Origin of the sequence: Mesorhizobium sp. M4B.F.Ca.ET.089.01.1.1 (genome assembly GCF_004022605.1) — a bacterium.
Classification (GTDB): domain Bacteria; phylum Pseudomonadota; class Alphaproteobacteria; order Rhizobiales; family Rhizobiaceae; genus Mesorhizobium; species Mesorhizobium abyssinicae.
This window is the reverse complement of record NZ_RZOS01000288.1, coordinates 1-7,428: the sequence shown is the minus strand read 5'-3', so window position 1 is coordinate 7,428 and position 7,428 is coordinate 1. Positions and strand designations below refer to the sequence as shown.

General features: G+C 65.5%; 11 protein-coding genes. 4 read left to right on the top strand and 7 right to left on the bottom strand.

Annotated features, from left to right (window positions below):
- Positions 1-181: hypothetical protein (locus EN780_RS23000; RefSeq protein WP_133372682.1), on the top strand; the 181-nt coding region annotated here is incomplete at its 5' end.
- Positions 182-373: 192 nt separating this feature from the next.
- Here the strand turns inward: EN780_RS23000 and clpS are convergent.
- The 4 genes from clpS to EN780_RS22980 all read right to left on the bottom strand — a co-directional run bounded on the left by clpS (position 374) and on the right by EN780_RS22980 (position 1,871).
- Entirely contained in the window at positions 374-679 is a 306-nt protein-coding gene (gene clpS, locus EN780_RS22995) for an ATP-dependent Clp protease adapter ClpS (protein WP_127285669.1), read from the bottom strand.
- Between the two features lie 114 nt (positions 680-793).
- Entirely contained in the window at positions 794-1,108 is a 315-nt protein-coding gene (locus EN780_RS22990) for a hypothetical protein (RefSeq protein ID WP_127393695.1), read from the bottom strand.
- Positions 1,109-1,282: 174 nt separating this feature from the next.
- Entirely contained in the window at positions 1,283-1,528 is a 246-nt protein-coding gene (locus EN780_RS22985) for a hypothetical protein (protein ID WP_127285667.1), read from the bottom strand.
- A 40-nt stretch (positions 1,529-1,568) separates the two neighbouring features.
- The gene (locus EN780_RS22980; RefSeq protein ID WP_128275405.1) at positions 1,569-1,871 is read right to left on the bottom strand and encodes a hypothetical protein; all 303 of its coding nucleotides are present in this window, start codon (positions 1,869-1,871) and stop codon (positions 1,569-1,571) included.
- A 237-nt stretch (positions 1,872-2,108) separates the two neighbouring features.
- Between EN780_RS22980 and EN780_RS22975 the strand changes: the two genes are divergently transcribed.
- The 3 genes from EN780_RS22975 (at position 2,109) to EN780_RS22965 (ending at position 4,707) form a co-directional block, all read left to right on the top strand.
- Positions 2,109-2,825 (top strand): response regulator transcription factor, encoded by a 717-nt coding sequence (locus EN780_RS22975; RefSeq protein WP_128275404.1) that lies wholly within the window; start codon positions 2,109-2,111, stop codon positions 2,823-2,825.
- Positions 2,822-4,231, top strand: a complete 1,410-nt coding sequence (locus EN780_RS22970) for an ATP-binding protein (RefSeq protein ID WP_128275403.1) — start codon at positions 2,822-2,824, stop codon at positions 4,229-4,231. Before EN780_RS22975 ends, EN780_RS22970 begins: the two co-directional genes overlap by 4 nt.
- A 95-nt stretch (positions 4,232-4,326) precedes the next feature.
- Positions 4,327-4,707: a YciI family protein gene (locus EN780_RS22965; protein WP_128275402.1), complete on the top strand. Its 381-nt coding sequence runs from the start codon at positions 4,327-4,329 to the stop codon at positions 4,705-4,707.
- Here the strand turns inward: EN780_RS22965 and EN780_RS22960 are convergent.
- From EN780_RS22960 to EN780_RS22950, 3 genes are all read right to left on the bottom strand, one after another.
- Positions 4,704-5,516, bottom strand: a complete 813-nt coding sequence (locus EN780_RS22960) for an alpha/beta hydrolase (protein ID WP_128275401.1) — start codon at positions 5,514-5,516, stop codon at positions 4,704-4,706. The two genes, EN780_RS22965 and EN780_RS22960, sit on opposite strands and share 4 nt — an antisense overlap.
- Complete coding sequence (locus EN780_RS22955) at positions 5,507-7,015, bottom strand: aspartate aminotransferase family protein (protein WP_128275400.1); 1,509 nt, start codon at positions 7,013-7,015, stop codon at positions 5,507-5,509. The genes EN780_RS22960 and EN780_RS22955 overlap by 10 nt, the downstream gene beginning before the upstream one ends.
- Before the next feature lie 61 nt (positions 7,016-7,076).
- Positions 7,077-7,428, bottom strand: a 352-nt coding sequence (locus EN780_RS22950; protein WP_128275399.1) for a pyridoxal-phosphate dependent enzyme, incomplete at its 5' end; no start/stop codon positions are given.

Here is a 7,428-nt window from a genome sequence, read left to right as displayed (position 1 = left end):
GCCTTCGATCGTTCCGGTCCGCTCTTCCGGTGTGGCATCCGGCGCCGACTGGATCGGCCTGCGCACAACCGACGACAGCCTGCTCAAGGCCGTCTCGCGCGTGCCGCTGTTCGGCGGCTTCCTCGGCCTCGGCCTGCTGCTTCTGGCAATGGGCTCGATGTGGTACCGCGAAGGCCGGTAGCGCCTCCTTCCCTTCGCCCCGTTCACGGGGAGAAGGTGCCCGAAGGGCGGATGAGGGGCGGCGCCAACTGAAGTGATTGGCGATCGTCACGGATTATCCAGGGGAAACTCTTCTAGCGCCAGCGCCGCCCCTCATTGTCCTGCCGGACATTTCTCCCCGTATAGTGACGGGGAGAAAAAGGCTGTCGCGACCCTACTCCTCCGGTTCCGTGGTGAACAGCAGCGGATAACCCTTGGCCTTGCCGGCGTCCGTCGCCCGCGTCGCCTTGGTTTCCGCGATATCCTTGGTGAAGACGGCGACGACGCAGACGCCGCGCCGGTGCGCGGTGATCATCACCCGCTGCGCCTGGTCCTCGCTCAGCCTGAACTCGGCCTTCAGAACGGTCACCACGAATTCGCGCGGCGTGAAGTCGTCGTTGATCAGGATGACCTTGTAAAGTTTCGGCCGCTCGGTCTGCGGCTTCGTCCTGGTGCGTGGCTTGGTGACGGTTTCAGGCATCGGAACCCGGCGACGGCAAGGAAGGCTCACATTTTGTCATGCGCGACCGCGACCGTCCATTTCCGCCGACGGCGCGGCCGTTCACGAATCTATGTGGGATCTATCGTCTGCCGTTCAACGGCCGTGGCGGCCGGCGATGCGGTCGATGGGCGGCCCGTCCGCCCTGCGTTCCATCAAGGCCGTGAGCGCCCAGGCCGCGAAGGCGATCAGGGTCGTGGCCATCAGCACGATCAGCAGCCAGGTCTGCAGCGGGGTGATGTAGTCCCAGTTGGTTGAGATCCTGGGCGCGAACAGCGAAGGCTCGGTCCGTCCGCTGGCAGGGTCAGGCACGGGACTGGCGGTCAAAAGGATCAGCATCTTGGCCAGACCTGTGACGACCAGGCCGCCAAGCGCCATCGAACGCATAAGGGACGAAAACCGCTTCTTCATGCGGATTGTCCTACAGGATCGGCATTGCGACCGGGTTAAGGATCGCCGGCCGTGGGACCGGTTTCAGCGTGACCCGGTTGGCGCCTCAGTTCGGAGGTCGGCACCAGTCGAGCCAAGGCCGCCCCAGCCGATGTGCGGCTGAAGCGGCCTCGATTGCAAGAACAGGCTTGCGGATCAGGACTTCTTCGCCGGAGCCTTCTTGGCCTTCTTGACCGGGCACTTGTGCGTCTTGGTCACCTTGCAGACCTTCTTGGCGGCAACCTTCTTCGGAGCAGCCTTGGCCGGCGCGGCGGTCGCCGGAGCGGTCGTCGTCGAAGCAGCCGGAGCAGCGGTCGTGGTCGCGGCCGCATTGCCGAGAGCCGGCATCGAGAAGGCGAGAGCAATGCCGAGGCCGAGGGCGGAGAGGAGGGACTTTTTCATGGCTTCATTTCCTTTTCTTGTGCGGGTCGGGGTTTGAGCGTCACTGAACCGGGTCGATCGGTGTCACTCCAAGCAGCTTCAAAGCGTTCGCGAGCATCCGGATTCCCTGTGCCTGCTTCTTGTTGGCGCAGAACCGGTTTCCCTTTCTCTGAAGTGCCTTCGCCGCGGTGACCTGCGTTGCCGCGGCATGGGTTTCGAGGGCTTCGTCAACCTGGCGGTTGAGATCGCTGCAGCGCTCGGCCCGGGTGGTCGGCGTCACCTTTGCGTTGGAGGCCGCGACCGCTGCCGTGACGAGCGAAATGCTGAGCAACGCACCCATCAAGCTGATCGTGAACCTCTGCATTGGTCTTGTCCGTTACTCCGGAGACTAGCGTCGCAGCCGATGACCTGACCGCCACGACACCAGTTATGCCCTTGAAATTTTTCAGGAGTTTTTCCCGACTGTAGAATTTTGTTTCTGGATTGTTTCTGGTGAATCCAGCCTCGCGAAGCATCGTCGCCACTGGCCAAGATATGGCCGGAATTCTATCGTGTGGGTGAGAACAGAACGACCACAGGCCACCAGAATGACAGGGTTCCCGTGAAATCCGACGCACACATACTGATCGTCGACGACGACAAGGGCATACGCGACCTGCTTCAGGAGTTCTTCCAGAAGCGCGGGCTGCGCACCACGGTTGCCGCCGACGGCACCGAGATGGAGGCGATCCTGCGCCGCGCGCAGGTCGACCTCATCGTGCTTGACGTGATGCTGCCGGGAAAGAGCGGGCTGGAGCTCTGCCGCGAGCTCCGCGCCAACTACACCACGCCGATCATCATGCTGACGGCCGTCACCGAGACCACCGACCGGGTCGTCGGCCTCGAGATGGGCGCCGACGACTACGTGCCCAAACCCTTCGACCCGCGCGAGCTGCTGGCCCGCATCCGCGCTGTGCTGAGACGCAACGGCGCCGCCGAGCCGCGCCGGCCGGCCGCCAAGCAGATCTACCATTTCGCCGGCTGGACGATGGACTGCTCGCGCCGCCGGCTGACGGCGCCCGGCGATGTCAGGGTCGAGCTGACCATGGCCGAATTCAACCTCCTGCAGACCTTCGTCAAAAGCGCCCAGCGTGTGCTGACCCGCGACCAGCTCATCGAGCTGTCCGGCGGCGACACCGGCTACAGTTTCGACCGCAGCGTCGACATCCTGGTCAGCCGGCTGCGGCGCAAGATGGAGGACGACCCCAAGACGCCGAAACTGATCCTCACCGTGCGCAGCGGCGGCTACCAGTTCCTGCCCGAGACGACCACCGAATGAGACGCTTCCTGCCGCAGACCCTGCCCGTCTGGGTGCTGCTCATCGTCATTGCCGGCCTGCTGATCAGCCAGGTCGCGACGCTCTACATCGTCTCGCGCGACCGCGCCGCCGCCAACGACGTGGTCGATCTCTACCGGCTGAACGACCGCGCCTTCTCGCTGGTGCAGCTGATGCATGATGCGACGCCGGAGGAGCGCAAGGCGACGGCGTCAGGCCTGTTCAACGCCACCTATGCGCTGACCGTTTCCGATACGCCCGCCGTCTCCTCCTCGATTGCCGGCGACGACGAGCTTGCCGAACTGGAGGACATTCTCGTTGGCCGCCTGTCGAAATTCGGCATCACCGACGCGCGCGTGCGGCGCGATCCGGCAACGCAGGAGGCCGATGCTCCCGGCGGCGTCATTCCCAACAAGGATGTCGGCCAGGTCGAGCGCGACCTCCTGGTGCTGGCGGCGGATTTCGCCCAGAGCGACAAGCTGACGGCCTCGCTGCGCTTTGCCGATGGCCAATGGCTGAACTTCACCGAGCCGATCACCCCGGTGGGGCCGATCCTGAGTTTCGACAGCCTGCCACTTTATTCGCTGATCGCCGGGCTGGTGGTGGTGATGTCGATCTGGTCGTTGCGCAGGCTGACCGCGCCCTACCGGATGATGGAAACCGCCGTGAACCGGATCGGCAACGACCTGAAGTTCCCGCCGATCGCCGAGACCGGCAGCCGCGAGATCCGCGCCGCCGCCAAGGCGGTCAATGCCATGCAGGTCAGGCTGCGCGCCTATGTCGAGGACCGAGAGCACCTTGCGGCGGCCCTTGCCCACGATCTGCGCACGCCGCTGACCAGGATGCGGCTGCGCCTGGAGTTGCTGCGCAAATCGCCGGCGCGCGAAGCGCTCGCCCATGACCTCGCCGACATCGAGAGCATCGCCAGCTCCGTCATCGACTTCGCCAAGTTCGAGGTGACCGAGGAAAAGGCCGAACGCATCGATTTCTGGTCGCTGGTGGAATCGATCGCCGACGGTTTCGAGGAGGTTTCGTTCGACCATGACGGCACCCGGCCGCGCGGCCTGATCTGCATCGCCCGGCCGGTGGCGCTGAAACGCTGCGTCACCAACCTTGTCCAAAACGCCGTGACCTATGGCAAGAAGGCGCATCTCAGCCTGGAGCGATCAGAACACACGGTCACGCTGGCCATCCGCGACGAAGGTCCGGGCATCCCCCAGGCCCAGCTCGACGCGGTGTTCGGCTCGTTCGTCCGCATCGAGCAGTCGCGCAACCGCCAGACCGGCGGCCTTGGCCTTGGCCTGACCATTGCCCGCAACGTCGCGCGCGCCGCCGGCGGCGAAATCAGCCTCTCCAACAACCCCGGCGGCGGCCTGCTGACGGAACTGCGCCTGCCGCTGGCAGCTTGAGTCAGGAGGCGGCGGGCCGCTTGCCATGAGGACTGGATCAGCCATGCCATCCTTGGGATAGTGCGGCCCGCTCCGGCTTGAGGAAAATCGCACCCATGTTCTACGCCATCCTGGCCTACCACGTCGAACAAACCGTCCAGTCCTGGACGCCCGAGGAGGATGCCGCGCTGATGGTCGACCTGCTCGAGATCAACGACAGGCTGACCCGCGCAGGCAAGCTTGGGCCGGCGGCGAGGCTGGGCGAGACGGCGAAAGCCGTCACGCTGCGCGGCCCGGGCGACGGCATGGTGATCGACGGACCCTTTGCCGAGACCAAGGAACAGTTGCTGGGCCTCTATGTTCTCGACTGCGCCGACCAGGACGAGGCGATTGCCACGGCGCGCGACCTCAAGCGCGTCAATCCGAGCGCGGTCTACGAAATCCGGCCGATCATGCTTTATCTGCCCGGCGCGCCGCTGGTTACCGGCCAAGGCTAGCCCTGCATCGCGGGCTCCGGCAGCGCCACCCGCGCTAGGAATTGGGCGAGCAGCGCGGCGCATTTTTGCGCATGGGTCGCAATGAGGAAGTGGCCGGCGCCGTCGACGACCGCGCGACGCGCATTCGGCAAAGCCCGTGCCAGCACGTCGGTCATGGCCACCATCGCCGGATTGGCGAGTTCGCCCCTGACGAGGAGAACCGGAATGTCCAGGCGGCGGTAATCCTCGACCGCGGCGTCGAACCCGAAGTCCGTCAGCCAGTCGATCGCATTGGTCGCCGCAGTCTTGCGGCAATAGTCGCGGACGGCCTCGGGCATCGCCGCAAATGTTCCCGGACGGCCCCAGAAGTCGATGATCATGGCCGCCGCATCGGCTTCGCCGGCATCGACGGCGGCGCTAAATTCGCGGCTGAGTTCCAGAACTTCTTGATGGATATTCCGCCTCGGCGGCCGAGCAAGCAGGGCCAGCGGATTTGCCTCGAACAGCGACAGGCTCGCCACCTCGACGGAGTTTGCCAGGGCAGCGGCAAGGGCGACCGTACCGCCGAAGGAATGCCCGACCAGATGCACGGGTTCGCCGGCGCGGCGTGCCGCATGCTCGATGATGCGAAGCTCGTGCCGCATGCCGAAATCATCGCGCCTGCGGGTCTCCGCCGTCGCCCCGTAGCCGCAGAGGCTGGTGCCGATCATGCGATAGCCGGGCGCAAGCCATTTCTGCATCGGCCGCCAGGCCGCATAGGTGCTGAACGACCCCGGAACGAACAACACCGGCGGCCCCGAGCCTTCTTCCACATAGTCCATCAAGGGCATGTTTGCTCTCCCGCCGGCGACATCCGCGCCGCAAGTTCCGCGCCGATACGCAAGGTTTCCGCGACCAGCAGTTCGAGGTCCTCGCGTCGCGTCCGGTGGTTGGTGATCGCCACTCTCAGGCAGTGCTGCCCATGCACCGTAGTGTCGGAGAGGGCGGCGATGCCCTCTTCCTGCAGCCGCAGCATGATCTCGGTGTTGAGCACCTTCAGCCGCTCGCCGGACAGGCCGCCTCCCCGATGGCGGAAACAGACGATGTTTATGGTGACAGGCGCCGTCAGTTCGAGCGCCGGCTCGGCCGCGATGAGGCCGACCAGATAGCGGCCTTGGGCGATGTTCTGGTCGATCAGGCGGCCGAACTTCTCGACGCCATGCTCCTTCAGCGCCATCCACACCTTGAGCGCGCGAAAGCCGCGTGACGTCTGCAGGCCGTAATCATGCAGCCATTGCCCGGAGGCGAGGCCGCGCGGCGCCGATTCCAGATATTCCGGCGTGACAGCGAAAGTGCCGCGGTGCGCCACGGCATCGCGAACCAGCGCGCAACCGGCCTCGAATGGCGCATGCAGCCATTTGTGCGGATCGAGCGCGATCGAATGCGCCTGCTCGATCCCGGCGACCAGCGATGCGTTCCCCGGCGCGATCGCGATCAAAGCGCCGATGCAGCCATCGACATGGAACCAGAGGTCCTCTTCCGCCGCCAGCACCGCCAACGCATGCAGATCGTCGATCGCGCCGGTGTTGACGGTGCCGGCCGTGCCGATGACGCAGGCCGGCTTGAAGCCGGCGGCGCGATCCTCGGATATCGCCGCACGCAGCGCCGCGAGATCGATGCGCAGCCCGGCATCCGTCGGGATGCGGCGCAGCGCGCGATTGCCGAGGCCGAGCGCTTCCATCGCCTTGCGATGGCAGGAATGGACCTGGTCCGAGGCGTAGAAGCGCAGCGGCATCGGAATGGCGGCAACGCCATGCTCGCGCACGTCGACACCGGCCTTGATGTTGCGCGCCACGGTGAGCCCGATGATGTTGGCCATCGAGCCGCCGCTGACCAGCGTGCCGCTGGCCGAGGCCGGAAAGCCCACCATCTCCTTGCACCAGTCGACCACCTGGCTGTCCATCAGCCCGGCGGCATGGTTGCCGCCGCCGAGATTGGAACCCTGGATCGCCGCCAGGAAATCGCCGAGCGCGCCGGCGAAGTTGCTGGACCCCATGTACCAGGCCCAGAACCGCGGATGGATGTTGCCCATCGGATAGGCCATGACGTTGCGGGCGACATCGCCATAGACGTCGGCAAGCGGCGATGGCGTGCGCGGCAAGGGCGCCGTGAAGAAGGTCCGCACCTCGGCCGGCATCTCCTGCCATACCGGGCGCTCGCGGACATCACGCAGATAGCCCACGGCATCGTCCATGATGCGGTGCGAAAGGGCCTTCACATCGGCCCAGTCCGGCGGATCGAGAGTCTCGTCCGCGGCCATGCTTGTTGACGCTTCGCCCAAACTGTCCATTTGCCCCTCTCTCACATCTTGTGGCGCCGCCATCGAGGGCGGCGGCGCCACGGGTCTGTCGTCAGGCGTCGAACTGGCAGCTTGGCGTCGAACGCGAGAGCGCCATCTCCTCGGCGTCCATCTCGGTCTCGATGCCATCGAACAGCGGCGTCGACATATAGCGCTCGCCGGTGTCGGGCAGCATGCACAGGATCACCGAGCCGGCGGGAGCCGTGCCCGCGATCTGGCGCGCCACGGCAAAGGTGGCGCCTCCGGAAATGCCGGTGAAGATGCCCTCCTGCTGCGCCAGCGCCTTCGCCCATTTGATGCCTTCCGGACCGGGGATCGGCACCACCTGGTCATAGAAGCGCTTGTCGATCGCTTCCTGCAGCACATTCGGGATGAAGTCCGGCGTCCAGCCCTGGATCGGATGC

Excerpts from the sequence above, each read along its gene's own strand:
- clpS (WP_127285669.1), bottom strand. The coding sequence starts at position 679 with ATGCCTGAAACCGTCACCAAGCCACGCACCAGGACGAAGCCGCAGACC.
- EN780_RS22990 (WP_127393695.1), bottom strand. The coding sequence starts at position 1,108 with ATGAAGAAGCGGTTTTCGTCCCTTATGCGTTCGATGGCGCTTGGCGGC.
- EN780_RS22985 (WP_127285667.1), bottom strand. The coding sequence starts at position 1,528 with ATGAAAAAGTCCCTCCTCTCCGCCCTCGGCCTCGGCATTGCTCTCGCC.
- EN780_RS22980 (WP_128275405.1), bottom strand. The coding sequence starts at position 1,871 with ATGCAGAGGTTCACGATCAGCTTGATGGGTGCGTTGCTCAGCATTTCG.
- EN780_RS22970 (WP_128275403.1), top strand. The coding sequence starts at position 2,822 with ATGAGACGCTTCCTGCCGCAGACCCTGCCCGTCTGGGTGCTGCTCATC.
- EN780_RS22965 (WP_128275402.1), top strand. The coding sequence starts at position 4,327 with ATGTTCTACGCCATCCTGGCCTACCACGTCGAACAAACCGTCCAGTCC.
- EN780_RS22960 (WP_128275401.1), bottom strand. The coding sequence starts at position 5,516 with ATGCCCTTGATGGACTATGTGGAAGAAGGCTCGGGGCCGCCGGTGTTG.
- EN780_RS22955 (WP_128275400.1), bottom strand. The coding sequence starts at position 7,015 with ATGGACAGTTTGGGCGAAGCGTCAACAAGCATGGCCGCGGACGAGACT.